Raw genomic sequence first — 24865 nt, forward strand, 5'->3', positions numbered from 1 at the left:
CGTTTGCTGGACACCAGCGTAGGGGGTCACCCTCCTGGCCGAACCCCCGCACCCGGGGCCGGTCAGCCGCCGAGTGTCGCCGGCAGCGCCCCGGCCACCCGGACTTCCTGCGCTTCGGTCAGCGGGCATCAGCGGGCGGGCGACGGAGTTCGGCGCGCAGGGCGACGGCCCGCACGTCGATCCGGGAGTTGCAGCCGAAGTGCTCGTGCGTGCGCTTCTCGCGCGCACCGTGGTCGCCGATCAGCCGGACGGCGTCGGCGAGTTCGCCGTGGTCGGTGAGCACCGCGCCGCCGTAGCCGTAGCCGTCGCAGCCGGACAGGCCTTCGCGGCCGGAGAAGTCATCGCACGATCCCCTCTCGCTCCGGCACCGGCAGGCGCACCCCGGCGACCTCAACGGTCGGCGCGGGCAGCGGAGTCGGACCCGGCGCGGGCGTCCCGGGCGGGCGGCCGCACCCCCGGCTCGCTGCCGGAACGGTACCGGCCGCTGCCGGGGCACGGGGTGGTTTCCGGAAATCGGCGAACAAGTCGTGACGACAGTGTGCAGATTGAGTCAGCGTTCCGTCTGGACCGCGGCCTGAACCGGTCAGGTGCCCCGTCCGTTCGCCCACCCCCGCACCCCGGTTGTGCGGATGTCGGTGTCGTTTGACAGGCTTGCCCCGGACCGACCCCATCAGTCCGGTCCACCAGTGGGAAACCCAGCAGGAACTCGACAGGAACTCCGCAGGACGAGGAGGAGGACGCATGACCAGCGGTGAGCCGACGGGCCCGCCCGTACTGCGCCACCTCCGGGACAGCCTGCTGCCCGCCGTCGCCGCCGCGCTGTCGCTCAAGGGCGGCGAGGTGCACACCCTGGCCGGGAACAAGTCCGCCCGGCGCCCGGTCCTCCACCCGCTGGTCGGCGACTTCCTGGACGGGCTGCCGGTCGAGCTGCGCGAGCGCTTCACCGGCCGCTGCCCGGAGGCGGTGCTGCTGTCGCAGTACCTGACCACGGTGGACGGCCGGCGCTCCAAGCGCGCCGCCCGCAAGCCCATGGGCCTGCACGAGGCCCGCAAGGCGCTCAAGGGCGCCCGGATGACCACCGTCCGGATCCGCGAGGAGGACGACCCGGCGCACGGCACCCACGCGCCGCCGTGCCGCTCGTGCGTCCCGATGCTGGAGCACTTCACCGTGCAGAGCGTCGCGATCGGACCGCCCGCCCGCTGACCGCCGGCGGCCGCGTCCTCGTCGGCGCGGCGCCACCGCGCCCCTGCCACCGCCCTGTCCCCGAGCCACCGGAGTCCGTCCTGAATCCGACCAGCCCGCCCCCGCCCCCGCCGGCCACCCTGGCCGCGAGCGCCCCCGGGCGGACCCGCCCGCGCTTCCCCGCCGACGTCGCCGCCGAGCTCAAGGCGGCCGGCTGGCACCCCGGCCGCTGGCAGATCCAGCAGGCCGAGGAGTGGGCCGACACCCTGGTGGGGTACGGCGGCGCGGCCGGCGTGCCGCACGCGGTGTTCCCGGCGGCGGTGGAGGCCTGGGCCGAGTTCGGCGGCCTCACCTTCGACCTGTCCGGCGCGGGCCGCCAGCTGGCCCGCACGCCGTTCCTGATCGACCCGATGTGCGGGCTGCACCAGCCGCGCACCCTGGCCGACCTCGGCCGCGCGCTGGGCAGCAAGGTCGCGCCGCTCGGCGAGGAGGCGTACGGGCAGGCGCTGTTGGCGGTCGACGAGGAGGGCCGCGTCTACAGCCTGGACCACACGGGAGAGTGGTTCCTCGGCCACGGGATCGACCAGGCGATCACGACGCTGGTCCTCGGCACCGCCCCGGAACGGCTGCGCACCGCGGACGAGAACTGAGCCGGGACGCCTAGCGCAGCGGCTCGGCGCGGACGGCCAGCCGGGACGGCAGCACCGCCTCGACCCGGAACCCGCCGTCCGCCTCCGGCCCGGCCGAGAAGGTGCCGCCGAGCGCGATCACCCGCTCCCGCATCCCGACCAGCCCGTTGCCGCCGCTCGGCAGCTTCGCCGCGCCGCGCTCGCCGCCCGGGCAGGCGTTGACGACGCTCACCCGGACCCCGTTCGGCGCGTACGCCAGCAGGACGGACACCTCCGCGCCGCCGGCGTGCTTGTGCGCGTTGGTCAGGCCCTCCTGGACCACCCGGTACGCGGTCTGCTCGGCGTCGCCGGTGAACTGCTGCCGGCTGCCGCTGACCGTCAGGGTGACCGCCATCCCGGCCGCCCGGGACTGGTCGACCAGCCGCGGCAGCCCGGCCAGCGAGTCCGGCTCGGCCGGGCGCTCGTCGTCCATCCGCAGCACGCCGAGGATCTCGCGCAGCTCGTTGAGCGCCTGCCGGCCGACCTCGCCCATCAGCTTCGCGCTCTGCGCGGCCTTCTGCGGGTCCTTCGCGACGATCCGCTCCAGCGCCCCCGCGTGCACCACCATCAGCGAGACCCGGTGCGCGACCACGTCGTGCATCTCCCGGGCGATCCGCGTCCGCTCCTCCAGCCGGGCCCGGCGGGCCCGCTCCTGGGCCTGCTCGGCCAGCAGGTCGAGCTCGGTCTCCAGGCCGTGCGCGCGGTCCTTGAGCGACTCGATCAGCCGCCGCCGCGCGCCCACGTACAGACCGGTCACCACCGGCGGGACGGTCAGGCCGACCGCCACCAGCACGGCTATCAGCACCTGGACCCAGAGCGGTGTCGGGTCCGGGGCGGCGGCGTCGCCGGGCAGGAGCATCGACACCATCATCACGGTGACGGCCTCGGCGAAGGCCAGCGCCGACAGCGCGACCACCCGGCGGCGGCGCGAGGGCCACTCCCAGGTCTCGGCCAGCGTGTAGAGCGACACCACGAGCAGCACCACGCCCAGCATCCCGGGCATCGCCACCAGCGTCACCAGCACCGGCACGGCCGGCCACCGCCGGCGCAGCACCAGCGAGCCGCCCGCCACCGCGCCGAGCACCGCGATTCCGGTCGCGCCGGCCGCGCTCAGGTGCGCGCGGGCGGACAGGAAGGCGATGGTGCTGAGCGAGCACTCCACCGCGGCCAGCAGCGCCAGCCCGATGTCGAGGAATGCGCTGCGCGGCCGTTCCCACCACCAGAACGACCGGACCGGCGCGCGCTCCCCAGGCGACTTGCTCATGGCTGACAGCCTAAGGCGCAACCCCGTTGCCTCCCCACCGGGATGGCCCGCGCACCTTCCCGGCGCCTCCAGTGGTCCAGACCACATGGCGGCCGCGGTGATCCTGTCCGCCATCCGGCCACCTCGCGGACACCCGCCTCCCCGACACCTATGCTGGTCGCGTCGGACAGCGCGGTCCGCACGCGTCACACCCGCCACACGCGGGCGGGCCTGTGACGATGAGCCGTTGCCGAACCCCACCACCACAGGGAGCCAGCCGTGACCGCTCCGGTCCCCAACCCGGCGGACAGCCCCGCCTCCGTCGCCGCCGGCCCAGACGCCGACAACGCCGCGCTGCGGGCGGACATCCGCCGCCTCGGCGACCTGCTCGGCGAGACGCTGGTCCGTCAGGAGGGCCCCCAGCTGCTGGGCCTGGTCGAACAGGTCCGCCTGCTCAGCCGCACCGACGGCGAGGCCACCGCCGAACTCCTCTCCGGCATCGACCTGGAGACCGCGGCCAAGCTCGTCCGCGCCTTCTCCACCTACTTCCACCTCGCCAACGTCACCGAGCAGGTGCACCGCGGCCGCGAGCTCGCCACCCGTCGCGCCCGGGAGGGCTCGCTGCTCGCCCAGACCGCCGACCAGCTCGCCGAGGCCGACCCCAAGCACCTCCAGGACACCCTGGCCCACCTCGCGGTCCGTCCGGTCTTCACCGCCCACCCCACCGAGGCCGCCCGCCGCAGCGTCCTCAACAAGCTCCGCCGGATCGGCGAACTCCTCGACCGCATCCACCGCGAGCAGCTCACCTCCGGCCTCGCCGACGCCGGACCGGCCCGCACCACCAGCGCCAAGCGCTCCGCCGACCGCCGCCTCGCCGAGGTCATCGACCTGCTCTGGCAAACCGACGAGCTGCGCATCGCCCGCCCCGAGCCCACCGACGAGGCCCGCAACGCCGTCTACTACCTGGACGAGCTCTACCGCGAGGCCGTGCCGGAGGTCCTGGAGGAGCTGCACGAGGAGCTCGCCCGGGTCGGCCTCACCCTGCCCGACGGCGTCCGCCCGCTCACCTTCGGCACCTGGATCGGCGGCGACCGCGACGGCAACCCCAACGTCACCCCGCAGGTCACCTGGGACGTCCTCAACCTCCAGCACGAGTACGGCATCAAGGACGCGCTCGCCGCGATCGACGACCTGCGGGGCACGCTCTCCACCTCCGAGCGCCTGGCCGGTGCCTCGGTCGAGCTGCTCGCCTCGCTCAACACCGACCTGCACCTGCTCCCCGAACTCAGCCCGCGCTACAAGCGGATGAACGCCGAGGAGCCCTACCGCCTCAAGGCCACCTGCATCCGGCTCAAGCTGGAGAACACCCGCGAGCGCCTGGCCGGCGGCACCCCGCACGTCGAGGGCCGCGACTACCTCGGCACCCGCGAACTCGTCGCCGACCTGCGCCTGATCCAGGACTCGCTGCGCTCCCACCGCGGCGAACTCATCGCCGACGGCCGCCTCGCCCGCGCCATCCGCACCATCGAGGCCTTCGGCCTCCAGCTCGCCACCATGGACGTCCGCGAGCACGCCGAGGCCCACCACCACGCGCTCGGCCAGCTCTTCGACCGTCTCGGCGAGGAGGCCTGGCGCTACGCCGACATGCCCCGCGAGTACCGGCAGCGGCTGCTCGCCAAGGAGCTCCGCTCGCGCCGCCCGCTCGCCCCCACCCCGGCCCCGCTGGACGACGCCGGTACCAAGACCCTCGGCGTCTTCAACACCATCCGCCAGGGCTTCGAGCGCTTCGGCGACGAGATCGTCGAGAGCTACATCATCTCCATGTGCCAGGGCGCCGACGACGTCTTCGCCGCCACCGTGCTGGCCCGCGAGGCCGGCCTGATCGACCTGCACGCCGGCATCGCCAAGATCGGCATCGTGCCGCTGCTGGAGACCACCGACGAGCTCCAGCAGGCCGACCGCATCCTCGACGAGATGCTCTCCGACCCCTCCTACCGGCTGCTCGTCTCGCTGCGCGGCGACGTCCAGGAGGTCATGCTCGGTTACTCCGACTCCTCCAAGTTCGGCGGCATCACCACCTCCCAGTGGGAGATCCACCGCGCCCAGCGGCGGCTGCGCGACGTCGCCCACCGCTACGGCATCCGGCTGCGCCTGTTCCACGGCCGCGGCGGCACCGTCGGCCGCGGCGGCGGCCCCTCGCACGAGGCCATCCTGGCCCAGCCGTGGGGCACCCTGGAGGGCGAGATCAAGGTCACCGAGCAGGGCGAGGTCATCTCCGACAAGTACCTGCTTCCCTCCCTCGCCCGGGAGAACCTCGAACTGACCATCTCCGCCACGCTCTCCGCCTCCGCCCTGCACACCTCCCCGCGCCAGGCCCCCGAGGAACTGGCCCGCTGGGACGCCGCGATGGACCGGGTGTCCGAGGCCGCCCACACCGCCTACCGGGCCCTGGTCGAGCAGGACGACCTGCCGAAGTACTTCTTCGCCTCGACCCCGGTCGACCAGCTCGCCTCGCTGCACCTGGGCTCCCGCCCGTCCCGCCGCCCCGACTCCGGCGCCGGCCTGGACGGGCTGCGCGCCATCCCGTGGGTGTTCGGCTGGACCCAGTCCCGCCAGATCGTCCCCGGCTGGTACGGCGTCGGCTCCGGCCTCGCCGCCGCCCGCGCGGCCGGCCTCGGCGACGTGCTGGACGAGATGTACGGGCAGTGGCACTTCTTCCGCAACTTCCTGTCCAACGTCGCCATGACGCTGGCCAAGACCGACCTGCGGATCGCCCGCCACTACGTCGAGCAGCTGGTGCCCGCCGAACTGCACCACGTCTTCGACCAGATCGTCGCCGAGCACGACCTCACCCTGCGCGAGGTGCTCCGGCTCACCGGCGAGGGCGAACTGCTGGAGCACAACCCGGTGCTGAAGCAGACCTTCACCGTCCGCGACGCCTACCTCGACCCGATCTCCTACCTCCAGGTCGCGCTGCTGCGCCGCCAGCGCGAGGAGGTCGCCGCCGGGCGCCACGAGGACCCGCTGCGCGCCCGCGCGCTGCTGCTGACCGTCAACGGCATCGCCGCCGGTCTGCGCAACACCGGCTGACGGCAGGCGCGTTGGAGGGGCCGGTGTCCACCCCCGTCGGACACCGGCCCCTTCGCGTGCGCGCCCCCTGGCAGACCTCGGCCGCCTAGCGGACCTCGACCACCTTGGGTCCGTACTTCGCCTTGATCTCCGCCTGGGCGGACTCCCACTGCGGGGTGTCGACCACCACGCCGGCGCCGTCGTTGGCGACCTGCACGAACTGCAACTGCACGCCCTTGGCCTGCCAGTACGCGCGGTCCGCGTCGATCCGGTCCGCGAGCTCCCGCAATTCGTCGAACGATCCGACCGCGTCGGTGGGCTGCAGCTTCACCGCGGGCCAGTCGACCAGCACCCGCGCCACGGCGGCGTCCAGGTCACCGCCGCCCGGGACGCGCATCACGTAGAGGGTGTCGCTCTCCGGGTCGCGGCAGACGCCGAAGTAGTGGTCCGCGTAGTTCTCCCTCCCCACCTTGTCGACGGCCTCGCTCGCGCGCGCCAGGTCGAGCTGCCGCAACTCGGCCGACGACAGCGGCGACGGCGAGCCCGACGGCGTCGGCGTGAACCAACCCGTCGGCGGAGGGGCCATGACGCGGCCCCCCGTCGGCAGGCTCGACGAGGGCAGACTCGACGTCGGCAGGCTCGACGAGGGCAGGACCGACGACGGCGTGAACGAGGGCGTGAACGACAGCGGGCCCGTCGGCACCCCGGTCGGGTGCTCGTGCATGCCCGGTGTCCGCAGCGAGGACGGCCCCGCGTGGCAGCCGAAGACCATCCTCCCCTTGAGAGAGTTCCACCCGGCCGACGGCGACGCCCCCGCCCCTCCCGTCGGCACCCCGGCCGGCCCGCCGCCCACGCCCTGGCCGGACGACGTCCCCCCGCCGCCCAACTGCGTCAGCACCCCCGCGCCGACCGCCAGCACCGCCACCGCCGTGACCCCCCGCACGACCCCCTGCCGCCGCACCCGCCGCCGACCCGCCGCCCGCAGCTCGGCCAGCGGCGGGCTGCCGACGACCGCCTCCGCTCGCGCCCCGAGCCGGACGACCAGCTCCTCCTCGAATCGGTCCTCAGCGCTCACGACCCACCAACTCCCTCACCGGTTCGAGTTCCTGTCGAAGCGCCCTGATCCCCCGCGCCAGGTGGGTCTTCGCCGTGGGCACCGAGCACCCCAGTTCCTCCGCCACCTGCGCGACCGACAGGTCCACGTAGTAGCGAAGCACCACGGCCGCCCGCTGCCGTCGCGGCAGCGCGCCCAGCGCCGCCGCCAACCACTCGTCCCGCTCGGCCTCCTGGGCCGCCGGGCCGTCCGGCAGCGCGGAGGTCAGCACCTCGCGTCTGGTCCGGCGCCAGCGCGACACGTGGGTGCGGACCATCGTCCGGCGGACGTACCCCTCGGTGGCCCCCGGGTCCCGGATCGCCGACCGCTTCGGATACACCCGGGCGAGGGCGTCGTGCAGCAGGTCCCGGGCATCGTGGACGTCCCCGGTGATCAGGTAGGCCCCCCGCAGCAGGGCCTGGTACCGCGCCGCGACGAACTCGTCGAACGGGTCCCCGTCGACGCCCCCCGGGCCCATCGATTCGCGCTTCATACCCACAGGACGCCCCGCCCGCCGAAAACGGATGACAGACCGGCGCCCGGATTCCGGGCACACGAAAGGGCCGGGGCCCACTTCCGTGGACCCCGGCCCGACAGCCGTGCGTGCCCTACTCGGCCGACCCGCCCGCGCGGTGGCGCCTCAGCCACAGCGCGGCGCCACCGGCCACCACCACGAGGCCGCCGCCGACCGCCAGCAGCCCGGCGTCCGGCCCGACCGAGTCGCCGAGCACCGGCGCGAACTGCGCCGCCGCCGGCTCCGGGGACGCCCCCTGCTCGGGCTCCGCCACCGGATCGGCGTGCGCCACACCACTGGACAGCAGCACCCCGGCCGCCCCCAGCGCACCGGCCGTGCCCATCCGCCGGCCGAACTGCCGCAACCGCATCACCCGGATCCGCCCCAGTCGGCGGACCGGACGCAATCTCCGCATCGAGCAACTCCCCAGGACCCGTTCGCGTACGGGACCGACGCTATCCGATCCCGCACAGAGTTCTCACACCTATTCAGGTTTGGACCGTCAAGCGTTGTACGACTGTTGCCGACCGGCCCCGGCCCGGTCCGCTCCGCCCCCATCCGCCCCCATCCGCCTCCGGTCAGCGCCGCAGCGCCTCGGCCGGCTCCACCCAGGCGGCCCGCAGCGACGGGTAGAGCCCCGCCACCAGGCCGACCAGACTGCCCGCCAGCGGCGCCGGCAGCACCGTCCACGGCTGGAGGACGGCCGACCAGTCGCGGACCAGCGCGACCCCCACCACCACCCCCACCCCGATCGCCGTGCCGACCAGCCCGCCGAGCGTGCCGAGCACCGTGGACTCGGTCAGGAACTGGGCCGCGATGTGCCGCGGCCGGGCCCCGAGCGAGCGGCGCAGCCCGATCTCCCCGGTGCGCTCCAGGACGGCGACCAGCGTCGTGTTGGCGATCCCGACCGCCCCGATCACCAGGCAGATCGCGGCGAGCAGCAGGAACAGCCCGGTGAGGTCGCCGGAGACGCTGTCGCGCAGCCCGTGCGGGTCGGGTGGGGCGATCACGCTGAACCTGGCCGGGTCCTCGGGCCGCAGGGCGGTGGGCGCCTGGCTCGCGATCAGCGGCGCGGCGCCGGTCCGGGTGCGGATCAGCATCCGGGCCTGCCCCTTGTCGCCGGTCAGCGGGTTGCCCCAGAGCGTGTGCGCGGTGGTGGACGGCACCATGACGCCGAGCAGTGTCTCGGGCAGCCGCTGGGTGTCCGAGACGATCCCGATGACGGTGAAGCCGACCCCGTTGATGAACACCGCGGGCGCGGCGTCCAGCCGGTTGATGCCCAGCCGGTCGGCGGCGGTGGCACCGAGCACGGCGACCCGCAGGTTGCGGGAGGCGTGGAAGGCGTTGAAGAGCGCGCCGGCCTGGAGGGTGGGCTGCATCGCGTCGAACAGTCCGGGGGAGGCGGCGTAGAGGTTCAGGCCGTTGCCCGGGTCGGTGCCCGGCACGGGCGAGTTGGAGATCCGCGGGTCGGTGAGCGGGGCCGGCCAGTAGACGCCGGCGGCCAGCGCCCCGTTGAGCCGCCCGACCCTGGAGTCCGCGTCGTCCGGGAAGTCCAGCGCCGCCCTGGGCTCGCCCTGCTGGGCCGGCGGCGGCTTGCCGACGTCGACCAGCGTCACGGTCGTGTTCTCCAGCATGGAGAACCGCTTGCCGATCTGCCCGGCCGCCGACGAGGTCAGCCCGAGGACGGCCACGAACGCACCGACCCCGAGGACGGTGCCGAGCAGGGTGAGCACCGAGCGGCCGGGCCGCTGGATCATCCCGGACAGCGCCTCCGCGAACAGGTCGGCCGGGCTCAGCCGGGAGAGCGGGATGTCCCCGCCGGGGCGCTTCCTGCGCAGCCTCATCCGGCCGCCACCTCCTCGCCGTCCAGGCGTCCGTCGCGGATGGTGACGGTGCGCCGGGCCCGGGCGGCGACCTCGCGGTCGTGCGTGATGACGAGCAGGGTGAGCCCGCCCGCGTGCAGTTCCTCGAAGAGCTCCATCACGCGCACGGCCGTCACCGAGTCCAGGTTGCCGGTCGGCTCGTCGCACAGCAGCAGGGAGGGCGCGTTGACCAGGGCCCGCGCGATCGCCACCCGCTGCCGTTCGCCGCCGGACATCCGCGAGGGCAGCGCGTCGATCCGGTGGCCCAGCCCGACCCGCTCCAGGACGTTCCGCGCGGCGGCGCGCCGGCCGGCCCTCAGGGTCCGGTTGTAGACCTGGCCGAGCATCACGTTCTCCTCGGCGGTGCGGTACGGCAGCAGGTGGAAGGACTGGAAGACGAAGCCGATCCGGCTGCCGCGCAGCGAGGTGCGGCGCGCTTCGGAGAGCGCCCCGGTGTCGATGCCGTCGAGCTCGTAGGTGCCGCCGCTGGGCCGGTCGAGCAGGCCCAGCAGGTTGAGGAAGGTGGACTTGCCGGAGCCGGACGGGCCGACCACCGCCGCGTACTCGCCGCGGGCGATCTCCAGGTCGGTGGGGTGCAGCGCGGTGACGGCCGGCGGCCCCGGGAAGGTCCGGGAGACCCCGCGCATGCGGATCACCGGCGGGTCGTCGGGCTCCGCCATCAGCCGGCCCCGCCCTGGAAGCCCCCGCCGGGCGCGGCGCCGCCGCCCGCGCCCGCCTGGCCGACGCCGACCAGGACCGGGTCGCCGGCCCTGAGGTCGCCGTTCTTGGCGGTGACCTGGACGTAGTTGTCGGCGACCACGCCCGCGGTGACCTCGACCGGGCGGCGGCTGCCGTCGGCGGCGGCCACCGTCACCGTGGTGCGGCCGTCCACACTGGAGCTGATCGCCGACGCGGGCACCGCCAGCACCTCCCCGGAGGTGGCGGCCTCGACGATGGTGATCCGCACGTCCTGCCCCTCCAGCGCGGGGCTCCACGGCTGGTCCGGGGTGATCGACACCGGCACGTACGGGTCCTGCCGGGCGCCGCCGGCCGGGTCCGCGCCCTGGCCGGCCGTCCCGGCGCCGGGCGCGGCGTTGCCGCCGGGGGTGACGAGGGCCCCCACCCCGCCCACCTGGGCGGAGAGCTGGACTCCGGTGGACTCGGACAGCACGGTGACCTTCATGCCCTGCTTGACCAGCGGCGCGTCGCTCGGCAACAGGTGGCCGGTGAGGCCGAGGCCGCCGGCGGTGAGGCTCAGGATCGGCGCGGTGACCTTGTCGCCCACCTTGGCGGAGACGGCGTGCACGCGGGCCGGCAGCGAGGGCAGGAAGAGCACTTCGGAGAGCGGCACCTGGGGGCCGTCCTTGGCCTGGGCCTGCGCGAGCTCCTGGCGCTTCTGGTCGAGCAGGCTCTTCGCCCGTGCCAGCTGGGTGGCGCTGTCGCCACCGCCTCCCGCCCCTCCCCCGTCCGCCCTCGGGGCACCGCTCGCGTCGCCCGGTGCCGGCGGCGCCTGCCGGCTCTGCAGGTCCTGCACCGCCTGTTCCTGCTGCTGGACGGCCTGTTGGGCGGTCCGGACGGCGGCGGCCGTGGTCTCGCCGGTCACCGGCACGCTGTAGCCGAGCTGCTGGTAGAGCTTGGTCACAGCGGCCTTGGTCCCGGCCCCGAACGAGCCCTTGGCGTCCCCGCCGGTGGAGATGCCGAGGTCCTTGAGCACGGACTGGAGCTGGGCGATGTCGTCACCGGACTCCCCCGGCTGCATGTCGCGGTAGGCGGGGATGGAGCCGGGCAGCACGAACACCGGCCGGCCCGACACCTCGGCCAGCACCTTCTTGCTGTCCACCTGGTCCCCGGCGGCGACCTTCAGCGCGCTGACGATCGGCGTGCCACCGCCGGGGCCGCCGGTCGAGGCGGCGACCGTGGCCGGCTGCACCGCGTACGTCTGCCCGGCCGAGAACACCCCCCGCAGTACGGTGGTGTTGGCCAGCACCCGCTGCACCACGGGCGCGGTGAGCGGCGAGGCGGCCGGCGGCTTGGTGTCCGCGGCCACCTGCTCCGGCGACTTCACCAGTGTGGAGGCCCCCAGCCCGGCCGCGGAGACCACCGCCGCCCCCACCGCGATCGCGACCACCATCCGGCGGCGCCGCCGCGCCGCGCCGCCGTCGGCCCGTCGGTCGGCGCCCTCGGCGTCGTCGTCCGCACCGTCGTCGCCGCTCCCGGCCGTTCGCCGCAGATTGCGCAGCATGCCCGCGTCCGCCTTACTTCGCTCGGTCCTGCACTGTGCATTCGAGGGGCTTGCGACTGTTGGTGACCTTCCACGCTCCGCCTGCCTGACGAAGCGTCATGATGGCCAGCTGGCGTGGCTTCTGTCTCACCTGGTCGATCTCGGCGCCGGTGGTCGCGTCGTGGATCAGCCAGCCGTTCAGGTCCGCGCAGTCGTAGACGATCCGGGCGTCCCCGTCGGTGCGCATTCCGGCCAGCCGGTGCCCGACGGCGCCCTCGTTGTACTGCTTCTTCCGGTACGCGTCCGCCAGGGTCGCCCGGATCGAGCTGAGGTTGGGCTCGTCGCTGTAGCGGGCCAGCCCGTCGTCCGGCGCACCCGGCGTCCGGTAGGCCGCCAACCAGGCGTCCCAGTAGGCGAGGTAGGCCTGCTCGACGGCCGGGTCCGGCTTCTCCAGGCGCTCGCCGTCGGGCCCGAGCCCGTACGGCCGCTCCGCGCCGGAGGCGCCCGTGCAGGCCGTCCCGAGCGCGGCCAGCAGCGCCAGTACGGCGGCCGCCCCGCGCCGCCTCACTGGCCCCTGCTCCGCAGCACCTCGGCCGCCTTGCGCAGGCGGGCGTCGACGAAGTCCCGCTGGGCCTTGAGCTGCTGCTGGTGCTGGGCGATCTGCTGCTGCTGGATCGCGCTCTGCACCCCGAAGGCGATGCCGGGCAGGTTGGTCTGCTTGGTGCACGCGACGTCGGCCTTGGCGGTGTCGATCTCGCGCTGGGTGACGGTCGCGCCCCAGGACTCGGCGGAGAGCGCCTGCGGGCTGCTGTACGAGTAGCCCTTCTGCTTCATGCAGTCGGCCCAGGTCTTGATCCCGGCGACCACCCGGGGGTCCACGTTGGTGCGCTGGTACGACTCGCTCATCAGGTCCTCGTACACCGAGCCGGCGGGCTTGGTCAGGCCCTCGTCGAGCTTGCGCCCGGCCTCCCCGAAGCAGCCGCCGTCGGGGATGTTCCCGCCGACCTGCTTGGAGTCGGTGACGGAGGTGGCGCCGGTCTCCGCGGTGAACTGGGCCGGGTCCAGCTTGGGCCCGTCGGTAGGCTTGCCCTTGACTCCGGCCGCGCTGCGGAAGCCGTACTGGGCGGCCTGCGCCTCGTCCAGGTAGCCGTACTGGTCGGCGATGTCCGCCGACTTGGCGGTCGGGCCGGTCGCGGGCGGCTGCCAGGTGCCGAACCCCAGCCGGTGCATGCAGTCCTGGGCCAGCAGGCCCTCGGCCTTGTTGAGCGTCTTCGCCTCGTCGTCGCTGGGGACGAAGGCCCGCAACGGCAGCGCCGTCAGGTCGGAGGCGGAGGTCGGGGTGGGTGTCGCCGTCACGGCGGGCGCGCCCGCGGCGCCGGTGCCGGCCTGGCCGCCCGGCGGTCCCCCACCGGACGCGGACTGGCCGCCCGAGCCCGACGAGCAGCCGGCGATCACGGCGGACGCCAGCACGAGCACTGCTGCAACGGGGATGGTGCGCCTCGACATTGACCGGTGTGCCCTTCGGCTGTGGTTGTGAGTAGGCTGCGAAGCGGTGCCGCTCGCCCTCCTTCTCCGAGGGCGAGCGGCACCGCCGTACTACCGGGTGCTACCGATCACCGGTCAGCAGTGGGTGAACTGGTTCACGCCCTGGGTCAGGTAGACCTCGGAGCTGTAGCCCTGGACGCCGGTGGCCTTGTCCTTGTTGTTGTCCCAGTAGGCGTTGCCGTTCACGCTGGTACCCGTGGTGTAGCAGTAGTCCCAGTTGCCCTGGCCCGGGTAACCCTGGCCGTAGACGGTGGCGTTGGTGTCGGCCGCGGAGCGGATCCGGACACCGCCGGTGGTGTAGTCGCCGTCGAGCGTGCCGGCACTCGCGATGCCCGCACCCAGGACCAGCGCCGAAGCGGCGGCCACGGCCACGGTGATCCCGCGCAGCGAACGAGACTTGAGCATGGTTTTCCCCCTTGTCGGTATAAGCCTGAGGGTTCTCGGTCCGATCGGACCGCTGCCCATCACATCAATCCGGCGACGGCCGCTCAATTGTCCGAACGGACATTCCTGAGCAGGTGCCGCTGTGCGGCGAGTGCCGCGGCGGTGCGCGTCTCCACGTTCAACTTCCGCACCACCCGGCCGACATGGGCCTTCACGGTACGCTCGGTGATGTACAGCAGATGGGCGATCTCGGTATTGGTGACCCCCGTCCCCAGATGCTCGAAAACCTCGTACTCGCGCTCCGACAGCGCGTCCAGCTCCCCCTCCGTCAACGGCGGGACCCGGCACGGGCACGCGTCGTTGACGCAGGTGTGACCCTCGGGCACGACTTCTCCTCTCAGGGCGGCAGGACCGCACCCCCCTGTGCGGCCCCGACCCTCGATTGAAGCAGCCGACACCCTGGCGCAACATCGGACGTTCGTCCTCCATTTGCGAAGCATCCGCCACCCCCGACGCCTGATCAGCCCGAAGCCGGAATCCTCCGGATTCGCCACTGTGGCCGACGTCACATCATCAGGAGTTGTACGTCGACTGCGCCCGCTCCAGCCCCTCCGACAGCAGGGCCTCCACCGCGTCCGCGGAGCGGTCGACGAACCACTCCAGCTCCTTGCGCTCGGCGCCGGAGAAGTCCTTGAGGACGAAGTCCGCGACCTCCATCCGGCCCGGCGGGCGGCCGATGCCGCAGCGGATCCGGTGGTAGTCGGGCCCCAGCGACTTGGTGATGGACTTCAGGCCGTTGTGCCCGTTGTCGCCGCCGCCGAGCTTGAGCCGCAGCGTCGCGTAGTCGATGTCCAGCTCGTCGTGGACCGCCACGACCGCGGCCGCCGGCACCTTGTAGAAGTCGCGCAGCGCCGTCACCGGCCCGCCGGACAGGTTCATGAACGACATCGGCTTGGCCAGCACCACCCGCTTCCCGGCCAGCCGCCCCTCGGCGACCTGCGCCCGGCTCTTGTGCGCCTTGAACTTGGCGCCCATCCGCTGCGCCAGCAGGTCGACCACCATGAAGCCGATGTTGTGCCGGTTCCGGGCGTACTGCTCACCCGGGTTCCCCAGCCCCACGACCAGCCACGGCCCCTCGTACGTTTCCCCACTCATGCTTCCACCTCTTCCTCGAACGCCATCTTCCCGGACACACCGCTGCCCCGGCCGCTCCAACGGGAGCGACCGGGGCAGCGGTCTCAGCAGTCAGCGAGAGGCTCAGGCCTCGGCGCCCTCGGCCTCGGCGGCCTCCTCCTCGACCGGGGCGGCCTGGGCGGCGATGACCTGCAGCACGACGGCGTCGGCGTCGACGGCCAGGGAGACGCCCTTCGGCAGGGCGATGTCCTTGGCGTGGACCGAGGCGCCGGCCTCCAGGCCCTCGACCGAGACGGTGACGGCCTCGGGCAGGTGGGTGGCCTCGGCCTCGACCGGCAGGGCCTGCAGGACGTGCTCCAGCAGGTTGCCGCCGGCGGCCAGCTCGCCCTCGGTGTGGACCGGAACCTCGACGGTGACCTTCTCGCCGCGCTTCACGAGCAGCAGGTCGACGTGCTCGATGGTGCGCTTGATGGCCTCGCGCTGGACGGCCTTCGGCAGCACGTACTCGTCCTTGCCGTCGATCGGCACGACCAGCAGGGCGTTCGGGGTCTTGAGGGCCATCATCAGGTCGTGGCCGGGCAGGTTCAGGTGAACCGGGGCGTGGCCGTGGCCGTAGACGACACCGGGGACGAAGCCGGCGCGGCGGGCGCGGCGGGCGGCACCCTTGCCGAACTCGGTACGGGTCTCGGCGGCAAGGCGGATCTCGGACACGACTGCACTCCTCGTGAAGACTGGCGCGGGGGTGCAGGCAACGCGAAAAACCGCCGGGACCACACCCTCAGTACGTTGGGGGTCACTCGGCGGCAACGACCTCTGCCGGAGTCCGGAAGTCCGGCACCGGCAGCGCGCCGATCACGGAGCGGGCACCCGTCGAGCGGGCACACGGCATCCCTCGCCGAGCAGTTTCACGAGTCTAACCGCACCTGCGCCCTGCCGCGAAATCGGCGGCGGCCCCGGCCCGCGACGGACCGGGGCCGCCTGCGCGGGCCTTCGTCAGTGCACGCCCTCGAAGAGGCTCGTGACCGAACCCTCCTCGAACACCTCACGGATGGCCGCCGCGATCGACGGGGCGATGGACAGCGTGGTGATCTTGTCCAGCTGCAGCTGCGCCGGGGTCGGCAGGGTGTTGGTGAACACGAACTCGCTGACCCGGGAGTTCTTGAGGCGGTCCGCCGCCGGGCCGGACAGCACACCGTGGGTGGCCGCGACCAGGACGTCCGCGGCGCCGTTCTCGAACAGCGCGTCGGCCGCGGCGCAGATCGTGCCGGCGGTGTCGATCATGTCGTCGACCAGGACGCAGACCCGGCCCTTGACGTCACCGACGACCTCGGCCGACAGGATCGTGTTGGCCTGCGTGATGTCGCGGCGCTTGTGGATGATCGCCAGCGGCGCGTCCAGGCGGTCGCACCACTGGTCGGCCACCTTCACGCGGCCGGCGTCCGGCGAGACGATCGTCAGCTTGGAGCGGTCGACCCGCTCGCCCACGTAGTCGGCCAGCAGCGGCAGCGCGAACAGGTGGTCCACCGGGCCGTCGAAGAAGCCCTGGATCTGCGCGGTGTGCAGGTCCACGGCCATCAGGCGGTCGGCGCCGGCCTGGCGCAGCAGGTCGGCGACGAGACGGGCGGAGATCGGCTCGCGGCCGAGGTGCTTCTTGTCCTGACGGGCGTACCCGTAGAACGGCAGGATCGCGGTGATGCTCTTCGCGGAGGCCCGCTTCAGAGCGTCGATCATGATCAGCTGCTCCATGATCCACTGGTTGATGGGAGCCGTGTGGCTCTGCATCACGAAGCAGTCCGCGCCGCGCGCGGAGTCCAGGAAGCGGACGTAGATCTCGCCGTTGGCGAAGTCCAGGGCCTTGGTCGGGACCAGCTCGGTCCCCAGCGCCGCGGCCACCTCCTTCGCCAGTTCCGGGTGGGCACGGCCGGAGAAGAGCTTCAGTTTCTTCTCACCCGACGTCGTGATCCCGCTCACTGCACCGTCTCCTCGCGTTGCGGACGCTGAACCCCTCCACCCAACGCGAGCAGGCGCAGCCCGCACGCAAGATGGGTCGGGGGAATGTCGGTACGCCTGGACACGGGCGGTAGGCCCAGTGGCGCACGTATGTCCCCAAGGTTACGCGCCCGCGCAGAAACCGTCCGCCCCGGGACCGCCCCTCGGACCCCGTGCGTCCCGTCAGGCCTCCACGGTCCCGTCCGCCGCTGCCTTCGCGGCGTTCGCCGATGCGGTCCCCGGGCGCTTGCGCTCCACCCAGCCCTCGATGTTGCGCTGCTGCGCCCGGCTCACGCCGAGTGCGCCCGGCGGAACGTCGGAGGTGATCACCGAACCGGCTGCGGTGTAAGCACCGTCACCGACCGTGACCGGCGCGATGAACATGTTGTCCGACCCGGTGCGGCAGTGCGCGCCGATGACCGTGCGGTGCTTGTTGACGCCGTCGTAGTTCACCGTGACCGAGGCCGCGCCGACGTTGGTGCCCTCGCCGATGGTGGCGTCGCCGATGTACGACAGGTGCGGCACCTTGGCGCCCTCGCCGAGCTCGGAGTTCTTGACCTCGACGTAGGTGCCGACCTTCGCCCTGCGGGCCAGCTTCGCCCCCGGCCGCAGGTAGGCGTACGGGCCGGCGCAGGCCTGCTCGCCCACCTCGGCGCGGTCCGCCGTGGTGTTGCTCACAACGGCGCCGGCGCCGATCCGGGTGTCCCGGAGGGTCGAGTTCGGGCCGACCTCGCAGCCCTCGCCGAGGTGGGTGGCGCCCTGCAGCTGGGTGTTCGGCAGCACGACGGCGTCCGCCTCGTACGTCACCTGCACGTCGATCCAGGTCGTCGCCGGGTCGACCACCGTGACGCCGTCGCGCATCGCGCGCTCCAGCAGGCGGTCGTTGAGCAGGCGGCGGGCCTGGGCGAGCTGCACGCGGTCGTTGATGCCGAGGATGTCCCGCGGGTCCTCGGCCACCACGGCACCGACCCGGTGCCCGCCCTTGCGCAGGATCTCCAGGGTGTCGGTCAGGTACTCCTCGCCCTGCGAGTTGTCCGTGGTGAGCTCGGTCAGCGCCGCGGCGAGCAGCTTGGCGTCGAAGGCGAAGACCCCGGAGTTGATCTCGGTGATCAGGCGCTGGGTGTCGGTGGCGTCCTTCTCCTCGACGATCGCCGCCACCGAGCGGTCCTCGTCGCGCAGGATCCGGCCGTAGCCGAAGGGCTCGGGCACGACGGCGGTCAGCACGGTGACCCCGTTCTCCTGCTCGGTGTGCGCCTTGGCCAGGCGCTGCAGCGTCGCCCCGGTCAGCAGCGGCGAGTCGCCGGCGGTGATGATGACGGTGCCGTCCAGCACCACGCCGTCGGCGGCGAGCGCCTCCAGCGCCGTGCGCACCGCGTGTCCGGTGCCGTTCTGCTCGTGCTGCACGACCGGGCGGGCCGCCGGGTAGTGCGCCGCCAGGTGCTCCTCGACCTGCTCGCGCTGGTGGCCGACCACGACGACCAGCTGCCCGGGCGTCAATTCCAGCGCCGCCGAGACCGCGTGACCCACCAGCGTCCGGCCGCACACCTCGTGCAGCACCTTGGGCAGCTTGTTCGACTTCATCCGTGTCCCGCCACCGGCGGCAAGAACGACAACGGCGGCAAGCGAATTGGCACCCATGCGGGGAGGCTCCTCAGTCGGTTCACAGAGAGGGCAGAGCGGGCCCGGCCCGGACCCCAGGCGGGTCGCCATTCGCACAGTCCGCCGAGCAGCACCGACAATACCGGCGCACAGTTGATACGCCCGAACTAGAGGCGTGTACTGGCTCCGCCGCTAGGATTCGAACCCAGACAAAGGCCTCCAAAGGGCCCTGTGCTGCCATTACACCACGGCGGACAGTTGCTCAGACACTACCCGAGTCACCCCCGCTCTGGGTATCGGCTGTGCCCATCCGCCATCCCTCGATCCGGCGGTACAGGTCAGCGCCGCCGACCACTCCGACCACCAGACAGCCGTGGTACCCCTCGCCGGTGTTCTGGCGGACGGTCTTCGCCGAGTGACGCTTGAGGGTCGTGCGCCCGAAGCTCTCCAGCGTCATGCGTACGCCCCTCACGGCGGAGGCGGCGGGCGGCTTCGCGCTGCGCGGTCCTGGCTCGCATGCGATGAATGTGTGTGCGATACGTCCCACTCCGGAGCGAATCCGGGGTTCATCCATCCAGTCGGGTGAATTCACCCAAGCGCCGTGCGGCGGTGTGTTCCCTTCGCCGCGGAGCGCAACCTACGATGCCGTAGGTTACGGCACCGTAGCCTTCACCCCGCCCGCAGAGGGACAGGAACATGACCATCCAGGCCGGTGACGCGCGCGCCGGGTCCACCGCGCCGCCCAGCGACTCCACCGATTCGCCCCCCGCACTGCTGTCCGCGACCCACGGCGGGGAGCGCCAGGGCTTCGCCGAGCGCCTCGCGCTCGGCCTCTTCATCGTCGTGCCGTTCGCCGCCCTGGTGGCCGCCGTCCCGGTGGCCTGGGGCCAGGGGCTCGGCTGGACGGACGTGGCGATCACCACCGCCATGTACTTCCTCACCTGCCACGGCATCACCGTCGGCTACCACCGCTACTTCACCCACGGCGCCTTCAAAGCCGGCCGCCCGATGCGCCTCGCCCTCGCCGTCGCCGGCAGCCTCGCGGTCGAGGGCCCGCTGGTGCGCTGGGTGGCCGACCACCGCAAGCACCACCGCTTCAGCGACAAGGACGGCGACCCGCACTCGCCGTGGCGCTACGGGGAGAGCATGCCCGCGCTGCTGAAGGGCCTGTGGTGGGCGCACATGGGCTGGATGTTCGACGAGGAGCAGACCCCGCAGGTCAAGTACGCGCCGGACCTGGTCAACGACCCGGCGATGCGGCGGATCTCCCGGCTGTTCTGGCTCTGGACGTCGATCTCCCTGCTGCTGCCCCCGCTGGTCGGCGGGCTGGTGACGCTGTCCTGGCAGGGCGCGCTGTCCGCGTTCTTCTGGGGCTCGCTGGTCCGGGTCGCGCTGCTGCACCACGTGACCTGGTCGATCAACTCGATCTGCCACGCGGTGGGCCGCCGCCCCTTCCGATCCCGGGACCGCTCGGGCAACGTCTGGTGGCTGGCCGTCCTGTCCTGCGGCGAGTCCTGGCACAACCTGCACCACGCCGACCCGACCTCGGCCCGGCACGGCGTCCTGCGCGGACAGATCGACTCCTCGGCCCGGCTGATCCGCTGGTTCGAGCTGGCCGGCTGGGTCCGGGACGTCCGCTGGCCGGACGCACAGCGGATCGCCGCCCGCCGCGCCGCATGAGGGCGCGCTTCGAGCATGATGTAGGGGTGAACGGGAGCAGCGCAGACAGCACAGGCGGCCACCACAGCACGCGGACGGACGCGGCGCCCGAAGCGGCGCAGGCCCGTCCGCTTGCTGCTGCCCCGTCCGCCGGGGCAGACGGGGACGGGGCCGCGCCCGGGGGTGCGGCCCCGACGGCGCCCCGCCGCCGCGGCGGGCGGGTGCGGATGACCGGCAAGCAGCGGCGCGAGCAGCTGCTCGAGATCGGCCGGACGGTCTTCGCGGAACGCGGCTACGACGGCACCTCGGTGGAGGAGATCGCCGAGCGGGCCGGCGTGTCGAAACCGGTGGTGTACGAGCACTTCGGGGGCAAGGAGGGGCTGTACGCAGTGGTGGTGGACCGCGAGATGCAGCTCCTGCTGGACATGGTCACGGGGGCGCTGACCGGCGGGCACTCGCGCGAGCTGCTGGAGCAGGCCGCGTTCGCGCTGATGGACTACATCGACACCTCGACGGACGGCTTCCGGATCCTCGTGCGGGACTCGCCGGTGGCCCAGTCGACCGGCACCTTCGCCTCGCTGATCAGCGACATCGCGACGCAGGTGGAGGACATCCTCGGCCTGGAGTTCAAGTCCCGCGGGTTCGACCCGCGGCTGGCCCCGATGTACTCGCAGATGCTGGTCGGGATGGTGGCACTGACCGGGCAGTGGTGGCTGGAGGTCCGCAAGCCGGACAAGGCGCAGGTCGCGGCGCACCTGGTGAACCTCGCCTGGCACGGCTTGGAGGGCCTGGAGCGGCACCCGAACCTGGTCGGCGAGCGCAAGGCCTGAGCCGCTACCGCTTGACCCCCACCGCGAAGATCCGCCGGAACGGGAAGACCGTGCCGTGCGGCCCGGCCGGGTAGGCCTCGCGCAGGAGCGCCCCGTACTCGGCGAGGAAGGCGGCCCGCCGCTCCGGGTCGGTGAGCGTGCTGAGCACGGGCCGCAGCGCGGTGCCCTTGACCCACTCCAGGACGGGGGCCGGGCCGGGCAGCAGCGTGCTGTAGGTGGTCTCCCAGACGTCGGTGGCACAGCCGGCCCCGGCGAGCGCGTCGAGGTACTGACCGGGCTCGTGGACGCCGTTGCGGGTGGCGTCGTCGCCGAGGGCCTCGCGCCAGCGCGGGCTGCGGCGGAGCTCGGCGAGCAGCACGTGGCTGGGCGCGTCGAAGTTGCCGGGCACCTGGAACGCGACGACGCCGCCGGGCTTGAGCGCCTCCGCCCACCGCGACAGCAGCTCCAGGTGGCCCACCACCCGCCCCTCCTCGCCCGCCTCCGGCGAGGAGGGTCCCTGTCGGGTCCGGCACCTCTCCACGTTCATCCGTCCCTCCTCGCCCGCCTCCGGCGAGGAGGGTCCCTGTCGGGGCCGGCACCTCTCCACGTTCATCCATTGGAGGGCGGCGTTGGAGACGATCAGGTCGGGCTCGGCCGGGGCCGGGTCGTAGTCACGGGCGTCGGCGAGGACGTACTCGGCACTCGGCTCGCCCTCCCTGCGGGCGGCCTCCAGCATCGGGGCGGAGTTGTCGACGCCGGTGATCCGGGCCTGCGGCCAGCGCTCGCGCACGACGGCGGTGGAGTTGCCGGGGCCGCAGCCGATGTCCAGGATCGTCGCGGCGGGCTCGTTCGGCAGGGCGGGGACGCGGGCGAGCAGGTCGCGCAGCGGACGGGTCCGTTCGTCGGCGAAGCGCAGGTACTGGGCCGGGTCCCAGGCAGGGGTGGTCATGGCACACCTCGCAAGTATCTCGACATCAAGATATCCATGTGTAGAGTCACTGGCACATTTCTCGATGTCAAGAGACTTCACATCGACACATCCACCGATACACTGATCGTCATGGAGGACGAGGTCGACAGGCTGGTCGCAGCGTGGCGCCGGGAGCGCCCCGACCTCGACGTGGAGCCGCTCGAGGTGCTCAGCCGGGTCAGCCGGCTCGCCCGGCACCTGGACCGTGCCCGCCGCACCGCCTTCGCCGAGCATGGCCTCGAACCCTGGGAGTTCGACGTCCTGACGGCCCTGCGACGCGCCGGCTCCCCCTATCAGCTCTCCCCCGGACAGCTGCTCACCCAGACCCTCGTCACGTCCGGCACCATGACCAACCGGATCGACCGCCTCACCGGCAAGGGCCTGGTCAAGCGCCTGCCCGACCCGGACGACCGCCGCGGCGTCCTGGTCCGCCTCACCGACGACGGCCGCGACCGCGCCGACCAGGCCCTCGCCGGACTGCTCGCCCACGAACGCGAACTCCTCGCCCAGCTCACCGCCGTCCAGCAGGACGAACTCGCCGCACTGCTGCGGCTGCTGGTCGCCCCCTTCGACAACATCCCGGGCTGAGCCCGGCCGCGTCCACGCCCAGCCGTCGACGCTCAGCTGGTGGAGGCCACGGACGGCGGCGCGGCAGGCTCCGCAGGACTGACCCCGGCCCGGCGGGCGACCGCGACGGCGGCCAGGGTGGAGTGCACGCCGAGCTTCCCGAGCACGTTCTGCATGTGCGTGCGGACGGTGTGCGGGGACAGGTAGAGCCGCTCGGCGACCGCCTGCCGGCCCAGACCCGCGACCATGCAGCGCAGGATCTGCTTCTCCCGCGGGGTGAGCGTGTCCACCAGCCGCTCGCTCTCGGTGCGGTCGCGCCGGGCGGTGGTCAGCTCGCGGATCACCCCGGTGAGCAGCGCCGGCGGCAGGTGCGTCTCGTCCCGCAGCACCCCGCGCACGACGGCGAGCAGCCGCGCGAGCGAACTCTCCTTCGCCACCCAGCCGGTGGCCCCCGCGTGCAGGGCCCGGGCGGCGCGGTGCGGATCGTCGGCGGTGGCCAGGACGATCGCGCGCAGCCCCGGGTGGCCGCGGCGGACCCGGCCGAGCAGCGTGATCCCGTCCGGCGGCGGGGCGACCGGCCGCAGCTGGTCGGTGCGCACGTGCTCGGGTCGCAGCTGGTCGGCGGAGCGGACGCCCGGGCCCGTCGGCGGCACGGCCGGGCGGCGCGGCGGCGGCACGGCGGAGGGCGGGCGCCGGCGGGCCGGGTCCAGCGGCTCGGCGCCGGACCGGACCGGCCCCCGCGCGCCGGGCGGCGCGGCGGCCTCGGAACCGAGGTCGGCGTCGATCAGGACGACGTCGAAGGCCCTTCCCTCGACGGCGGCGCGCTCCAGCGCGCGCTCGGCGGCGGCCGCGCTGCCCGCCGCACCCACCTCGACGTCGGGCTCGGCGGCGAGCGCCGCGGCCAGGGCCTCGGCGAAAATCCGGTGGTCGTCGACCACCAGGACGCGGATCCGCCCCATCGTCACTACCCCCCTGCTCAGACCGGTCCGAGCCCGGGGCGGGGACCGGCCCCGGCGCCCGCGGGTCCGGCACTCCGTTCCGCCCGCCCACCGGTGGCCGGCAGGGCCGAACGTGCGCCGCCCCCAACCGGTACCGCATTCAGCGTACGGGCCCGGGGACACGCTCGTGGCGGTTTGGTGAAGTTCCGTCAGGAGGTGCGTGCATGACTGGATTTGATCCGTCCGCGTCGCCTTCCATCCGCGCTTGCGCCCCGGGTTTCCGCCGCGTTGTCCCGCCGCGCGCCGCGGACGCCGAGGCGCCGGAGAACGCCGAGAACCCGGAAAACGCCGAGAACCCGGAAAACGCCGAGGCGCCGCCCCGGGGATTCGGGACGGCGCCTGCGGTTCGTTCGTGCCGGGCTCAGAGCCCTGGGCTCAGGGCCCTGGGCCCAGGGCTCACAGGCCGTTCTTCTCCAGGGTGAACTTCCAGGCGTCGGCGACGATGTCGTCCAGGTTCGGGCGGCGCGGCGTCCAGCCCAGGGCCTGGTGGGCGCGCTCGGCGGAGGCCACCAGCACGGCCGGGTCGCCGGCGCGGCGGCCGGAGACCTGCACCGGGATCTCGCGGCCGGTGACGCGCTTGACCGACTCGATCACCTCGCGCACCGAGAATCCGCTGCCGTTGCCCAGGTTGCAGATCAGGTGCTCGCCCGGCTTGGCGGCGTCCAGCGCCAGCAGGTGCGCGTCGGCCAGGTCGGCGACGTGGATGTAGTCGCGGATGCAGGTGCCGTCCGGGGTCGGGTAGTCGTCGCCGTACACCGCGATGTGCGGGCGCTGGCCCAGCGCGGCCTGGAAGACGAGCGGGATCAGGTGCGACTCGGGGTCGTGCCGCTCGCCGTAGGCGCCGTACGCGCCGGCCACGTTGAAGTAGCGCAGCGACACGGCGGCCAGGCCGTGGGCGACGGCCTCGCTGGTGATCAGGTGGTCCACGGCGAGCTTGGTGGCGCCGTAGGTGTTGGTCGGCGCGGTGCGGGCGGTCTCGGCGATCGGCACGACCTCCGGCTCGCCGTAGGTGGCGGCGGTGGACGAGAACACCAGCTTGCGCACCCCGGCCGCGCGCATCGCGCTGATCAGCTCCAGCGAGCCGGCCACGTTGTTGCGCCAGTACTTCTCCGGGTCCGCGACCGACTCGCCGACCTGCGAGGAGGCGGCGAAGTGCAGCACGCCGTCGAAGGAGCCGTCGAGCACCTTGCCGGCCTCCTGGATCCGGCCCTCGACGAACTCGGCGCCGGCCGGCACGCCCTCGCGGAAGCCCGTCGAGAGGTCGTCCAGGACGGTCACCTGGTGCCCCGCCTCCAGCAGGTGGGCGGCCACCACACTGCCGACGTAGCCGGCGCCACCCGTGACCAGGTACTTACTCAT

26 protein-coding genes and 1 tRNA gene are annotated in these 24865 nt (G+C 73.2%); 6 read left to right on the forward strand and 21 right to left on the reverse strand.

What is annotated here, in order from left to right; genetic code table 11:
* Window positions 1–118 precede the first annotated feature (118 nt).
* On the reverse strand, window positions 119–496 hold the full coding sequence (locus tag ACWCXH_RS25750) for a DegT/DnrJ/EryC1/StrS family aminotransferase (protein ID WP_449803843.1): 378 nt from the start codon (window positions 494–496) through the stop codon (window positions 119–121).
* A gap of 245 nt (window positions 497–741) precedes the next feature.
* Between ACWCXH_RS25750 and ACWCXH_RS25755 the strand changes: the two genes are divergently transcribed.
* Together ACWCXH_RS25755 and ACWCXH_RS25760 are read left to right on the forward strand one after the other, a co-directional pair.
* Window positions 742–1203 (forward strand): YwqJ-related putative deaminase, encoded by a 462-nt coding sequence (locus ACWCXH_RS25755; protein ID WP_449803844.1) that lies wholly within the window; start codon window positions 742–744, stop codon window positions 1201–1203.
* A gap of 119 nt (window positions 1204–1322) precedes the next feature.
* Window positions 1323–1832, forward strand: a complete 510-nt coding sequence (locus ACWCXH_RS25760) for an SUKH-3 domain-containing protein (protein WP_449803908.1) — start codon at window positions 1323–1325, stop codon at window positions 1830–1832.
* A 10-nt stretch (window positions 1833–1842) separates the two neighbouring features.
* On the opposite strand, the gene ACWCXH_RS25765 is transcribed toward ACWCXH_RS25760, so the two are convergent.
* Window positions 1843–3114 carry a sensor histidine kinase gene (locus tag ACWCXH_RS25765; protein ID WP_449803845.1) on the reverse strand — a complete coding sequence of 424 codons (1272 nt, stop codon included), beginning with the start codon at window positions 3112–3114 and terminating at the stop codon, window positions 1843–1845.
* A gap of 333 nt (window positions 3115–3447) precedes the next feature.
* Here ACWCXH_RS25765 and ppc point away from each other — a divergent pair, with 333 nt between their 5' ends.
* A complete protein-coding gene (gene ppc / locus ACWCXH_RS25770; RefSeq protein ID WP_449803909.1) occupies window positions 3448–6183 on the forward strand; it encodes a phosphoenolpyruvate carboxylase in 2736 nt (911 codons plus the stop codon).
* A gap of 85 nt (window positions 6184–6268) precedes the next feature.
* On the opposite strand, the gene ACWCXH_RS25775 is transcribed toward ppc, so the two are convergent.
* The 16 genes from ACWCXH_RS25775 to ACWCXH_RS25850 all read right to left on the reverse strand — a co-directional run bounded on the left by ACWCXH_RS25775 (window position 6269) and on the right by ACWCXH_RS25850 (window position 18960).
* Window positions 6269–7237, reverse strand: a complete 969-nt coding sequence (locus ACWCXH_RS25775) for a hypothetical protein (protein WP_449803846.1) — start codon at window positions 7235–7237, stop codon at window positions 6269–6271.
* Window positions 7227–7748 (reverse strand): SigE family RNA polymerase sigma factor, encoded by a 522-nt coding sequence (locus tag ACWCXH_RS25780; RefSeq protein WP_449803847.1) that lies wholly within the window; start codon window positions 7746–7748, stop codon window positions 7227–7229. Before ACWCXH_RS25780 ends, ACWCXH_RS25775 begins: the two co-directional genes overlap by 11 nt.
* Window positions 7749–7863: 115 nt before the next feature.
* Window positions 7864–8184: a hypothetical protein gene (locus tag ACWCXH_RS25785; protein WP_449803848.1), complete on the reverse strand. Its 321-nt coding sequence runs from the start codon at window positions 8182–8184 to the stop codon at window positions 7864–7866.
* A 163-nt stretch (window positions 8185–8347) separates the two neighbouring features.
* Entirely contained in the window at window positions 8348–9613 is a 1266-nt protein-coding gene (locus tag ACWCXH_RS25790; protein WP_449803849.1) for an ABC transporter permease, read from the reverse strand.
* Window positions 9610–10311: an ABC transporter ATP-binding protein gene (locus tag ACWCXH_RS25795; RefSeq protein WP_449803850.1), complete on the reverse strand. Its 702-nt coding sequence runs from the start codon at window positions 10309–10311 to the stop codon at window positions 9610–9612. The genes ACWCXH_RS25790 and ACWCXH_RS25795 overlap by 4 nt, the downstream gene beginning before the upstream one ends.
* Window positions 10311–11873, reverse strand: coding sequence for a peptidoglycan-binding protein (locus ACWCXH_RS25800; RefSeq protein ID WP_449803851.1), 1563 nt, complete (start codon window positions 11871–11873; stop codon window positions 10311–10313). The genes ACWCXH_RS25795 and ACWCXH_RS25800 overlap by 1 nt, the downstream gene beginning before the upstream one ends.
* Before the next feature lie 13 nt (window positions 11874–11886).
* A complete protein-coding gene (locus tag ACWCXH_RS25805; RefSeq protein WP_449803852.1) occupies window positions 11887–12420 on the reverse strand; it encodes a hypothetical protein in 534 nt (177 codons plus the stop codon).
* The gene (locus ACWCXH_RS25810) at window positions 12417–13358 is read right to left on the reverse strand and encodes a hypothetical protein (protein WP_449803853.1); all 942 of its coding nucleotides are present in this window, start codon (window positions 13356–13358) and stop codon (window positions 12417–12419) included. Before ACWCXH_RS25810 ends, ACWCXH_RS25805 begins: the two co-directional genes overlap by 4 nt.
* Before the next feature lie 114 nt (window positions 13359–13472).
* Window positions 13473–13802, reverse strand: a complete 330-nt coding sequence (locus tag ACWCXH_RS25815; protein WP_449803854.1) for a hypothetical protein — start codon at window positions 13800–13802, stop codon at window positions 13473–13475.
* Window positions 13803–13885: 83 nt separating this feature from the next.
* On the reverse strand, window positions 13886–14167 hold the full coding sequence (locus ACWCXH_RS25820) for a response regulator transcription factor (RefSeq protein WP_449803855.1): 282 nt from the start codon (window positions 14165–14167) through the stop codon (window positions 13886–13888).
* 187 nt (window positions 14168–14354) lie between these two features.
* The gene (pth, locus tag ACWCXH_RS25825; protein ID WP_449803856.1) at window positions 14355–14936 is read right to left on the reverse strand and encodes an aminoacyl-tRNA hydrolase; all 582 of its coding nucleotides are present in this window, start codon (window positions 14934–14936) and stop codon (window positions 14355–14357) included.
* Window positions 14937–15038: 102 nt separating this feature from the next.
* Window positions 15039–15626 carry a 50S ribosomal protein L25/general stress protein Ctc gene (locus ACWCXH_RS25830; RefSeq protein WP_449803857.1) on the reverse strand — a complete coding sequence of 196 codons (588 nt, stop codon included), beginning with the start codon at window positions 15624–15626 and terminating at the stop codon, window positions 15039–15041.
* A 282-nt stretch (window positions 15627–15908) separates the two neighbouring features.
* Complete coding sequence (locus ACWCXH_RS25835; protein WP_449803858.1) at window positions 15909–16886, reverse strand: ribose-phosphate diphosphokinase; 978 nt, start codon at window positions 16884–16886, stop codon at window positions 15909–15911.
* Window positions 16887–17087: 201 nt separating this feature from the next.
* Window positions 17088–18542: a bifunctional UDP-N-acetylglucosamine diphosphorylase/glucosamine-1-phosphate N-acetyltransferase GlmU gene (gene glmU, locus ACWCXH_RS25840; protein WP_449803859.1), complete on the reverse strand. Its 1455-nt coding sequence runs from the start codon at window positions 18540–18542 to the stop codon at window positions 17088–17090.
* Between the two features lie 142 nt (window positions 18543–18684).
* Window positions 18685–18758: transfer RNA gene (locus tag ACWCXH_RS25845), tRNA-Gln, on the reverse strand.
* A gap of 7 nt (window positions 18759–18765) precedes the next feature.
* Window positions 18766–18960, reverse strand: coding sequence for a hypothetical protein (locus ACWCXH_RS25850; RefSeq protein WP_449803860.1), 195 nt, complete (start codon window positions 18958–18960; stop codon window positions 18766–18768).
* Between the two features lie 239 nt (window positions 18961–19199).
* Here ACWCXH_RS25850 and ACWCXH_RS25855 point away from each other — a divergent pair, with 239 nt between their 5' ends.
* Both ACWCXH_RS25855 and ACWCXH_RS25860 read left to right on the forward strand, forming a co-directional pair.
* On the forward strand, window positions 19200–20183 hold the full coding sequence (locus ACWCXH_RS25855; RefSeq protein WP_449803861.1) for an acyl-CoA desaturase: 984 nt from the start codon (window positions 19200–19202) through the stop codon (window positions 20181–20183).
* A 206-nt stretch (window positions 20184–20389) separates the two neighbouring features.
* The gene (locus tag ACWCXH_RS25860; RefSeq protein WP_449803862.1) at window positions 20390–20992 is read left to right on the forward strand and encodes a TetR family transcriptional regulator; all 603 of its coding nucleotides are present in this window, start codon (window positions 20390–20392) and stop codon (window positions 20990–20992) included.
* Window positions 20993–20996: 4 nt separating this feature from the next.
* On the opposite strand, the gene ACWCXH_RS25865 is transcribed toward ACWCXH_RS25860, so the two are convergent.
* Complete coding sequence (locus ACWCXH_RS25865; protein ID WP_449803863.1) at window positions 20997–21920, reverse strand: methyltransferase domain-containing protein; 924 nt, start codon at window positions 21918–21920, stop codon at window positions 20997–20999.
* A 111-nt stretch (window positions 21921–22031) separates the two neighbouring features.
* On the opposite strand from ACWCXH_RS25865, the gene ACWCXH_RS25870 reads away from it, so the two are divergent.
* On the forward strand, window positions 22032–22529 hold the full coding sequence (locus ACWCXH_RS25870) for a MarR family winged helix-turn-helix transcriptional regulator (protein WP_449803864.1): 498 nt from the start codon (window positions 22032–22034) through the stop codon (window positions 22527–22529).
* A gap of 32 nt (window positions 22530–22561) precedes the next feature.
* Here the strand turns inward: ACWCXH_RS25870 and ACWCXH_RS25875 are convergent, their stop codons facing one another.
* Window positions 22562–23467, reverse strand: a complete 906-nt coding sequence (locus ACWCXH_RS25875) for a LuxR C-terminal-related transcriptional regulator (protein ID WP_449803865.1) — start codon at window positions 23465–23467, stop codon at window positions 22562–22564.
* Window positions 23468–23902: 435 nt separating this feature from the next.
* On the reverse strand, window positions 23903–24865 hold the full coding sequence (gene galE, locus ACWCXH_RS25880; RefSeq protein WP_449803866.1) for a UDP-glucose 4-epimerase GalE: 963 nt from the start codon (window positions 24863–24865) through the stop codon (window positions 23903–23905).

The sequence above is a fragment of the Kitasatospora sp. NPDC001660 genome, assembly GCF_053596725.1.

What these genes read in the sequence shown, in the direction of transcription:
- ACWCXH_RS25755 (WP_449803844.1), top strand. Translation starts at nt 742, where the DNA reads ATGACCAGCGGTGAGCCGACGGGCCCGCCCGTACTGCGCCACCTCCGG.
- ACWCXH_RS25765 (WP_449803845.1), bottom strand. Translation starts at nt 3,114, where the DNA reads ATGAGCAAGTCGCCTGGGGAGCGCGCGCCGGTCCGGTCGTTCTGGTGG.
- ACWCXH_RS25780 (WP_449803847.1), bottom strand. Translation starts at nt 7,748, where the DNA reads ATGAAGCGCGAATCGATGGGCCCGGGGGGCGTCGACGGGGACCCGTTC.
- ACWCXH_RS25785 (WP_449803848.1), bottom strand. Translation starts at nt 8,184, where the DNA reads ATGCGGAGATTGCGTCCGGTCCGCCGACTGGGGCGGATCCGGGTGATG.
- ACWCXH_RS25790 (WP_449803849.1), bottom strand. Translation starts at nt 9,613, where the DNA reads ATGAGGCTGCGCAGGAAGCGCCCCGGCGGGGACATCCCGCTCTCCCGG.
- ACWCXH_RS25795 (WP_449803850.1), bottom strand. Translation starts at nt 10,311, where the DNA reads ATGGCGGAGCCCGACGACCCGCCGGTGATCCGCATGCGCGGGGTCTCC.
- ACWCXH_RS25800 (WP_449803851.1), bottom strand. Translation starts at nt 11,873, where the DNA reads ATGCTGCGCAATCTGCGGCGAACGGCCGGGAGCGGCGACGACGGTGCG.
- ACWCXH_RS25810 (WP_449803853.1), bottom strand. Translation starts at nt 13,358, where the DNA reads ATGTCGAGGCGCACCATCCCCGTTGCAGCAGTGCTCGTGCTGGCGTCC.
- ACWCXH_RS25815 (WP_449803854.1), bottom strand. Translation starts at nt 13,802, where the DNA reads ATGCTCAAGTCTCGTTCGCTGCGCGGGATCACCGTGGCCGTGGCCGCC.
- pth (WP_449803856.1), bottom strand. Translation starts at nt 14,936, where the DNA reads ATGAGTGGGGAAACGTACGAGGGGCCGTGGCTGGTCGTGGGGCTGGGG.
- glmU (WP_449803859.1), bottom strand. Translation starts at nt 18,542, where the DNA reads ATGGGTGCCAATTCGCTTGCCGCCGTTGTCGTTCTTGCCGCCGGTGGC.
- ACWCXH_RS25850 (WP_449803860.1), bottom strand. Translation starts at nt 18,960, where the DNA reads ATGACGCTGGAGAGCTTCGGGCGCACGACCCTCAAGCGTCACTCGGCG.
- ACWCXH_RS25855 (WP_449803861.1), top strand. Translation starts at nt 19,200, where the DNA reads ATGACCATCCAGGCCGGTGACGCGCGCGCCGGGTCCACCGCGCCGCCC.
- ACWCXH_RS25860 (WP_449803862.1), top strand. Translation starts at nt 20,390, where the DNA reads ATGACCGGCAAGCAGCGGCGCGAGCAGCTGCTCGAGATCGGCCGGACG.
- ACWCXH_RS25865 (WP_449803863.1), bottom strand. Translation starts at nt 21,920, where the DNA reads ATGACCACCCCTGCCTGGGACCCGGCCCAGTACCTGCGCTTCGCCGAC.
- ACWCXH_RS25870 (WP_449803864.1), top strand. Translation starts at nt 22,032, where the DNA reads ATGGAGGACGAGGTCGACAGGCTGGTCGCAGCGTGGCGCCGGGAGCGC.
- ACWCXH_RS25875 (WP_449803865.1), bottom strand. Translation starts at nt 23,467, where the DNA reads ATGGGGCGGATCCGCGTCCTGGTGGTCGACGACCACCGGATTTTCGCC.
- galE (WP_449803866.1), bottom strand. Translation starts at nt 24,865, where the DNA reads ATGAGTAAGTACCTGGTCACGGGTGGCGCCGGCTACGTCGGCAGTGTG.